The following is a 389-nucleotide window of genomic DNA, read 5'->3' as shown; positions in this document are numbered from 1 at the left end:
GCGGTCGGCTCGGCCATGGGGTCGTAGAGCGCCAGGGACACGGCGCTCGAGACAGTGAGGGTGAGCCCGTCAAAGGTGCCGTCGACGGCGTAGACGCCCCACTTCGTGACGGGTGACCCGGCATCCGACTGGGCGTCGGGAGGGTTGGTTGCCCAGTTCCAACCACTGAGGGCGATCCCCTCGCACTGCGGTGGCCACGACTCCGCCACCGGGCCCAGGCACAGCTCGGGCGGGCTGCCCGGCTTCTCGATGACCGTGCCGGTGCCCGTCACAGGCGCCTGCGCGGGCGGGACTGCGGTGACCGCAGGCGCCACACTCGAAGGTACGGCGTCGGGCTCGTCCGTGGTGCTTCCGCAGGCCGCCAGCAGCAGCACCGTGGCGGTGAGAAC

Annotated in this window: 1 protein-coding gene; it reads right to left on the bottom strand. The window is 71.7% G+C overall.

What is annotated here, in order from left to right; all coding sequences use genetic code 11:
• A partial coding sequence (locus tag I6F37_RS44180) for a hypothetical protein (RefSeq protein ID WP_225155012.1) occupies positions 1 to 389 on the bottom strand: 389 nt, incomplete at both ends.

The sequence above is a fragment of the Bradyrhizobium sp. NBAIM08 genome, assembly GCF_020193935.1.
GTDB lineage: Bacteria > Pseudomonadota > Alphaproteobacteria > Rhizobiales > Xanthobacteraceae > Bradyrhizobium > Bradyrhizobium yuanmingense.
Note: the sequence above shows the minus strand (reverse complement) of the source record. Positions and strands in the feature narration are given on the sequence as shown.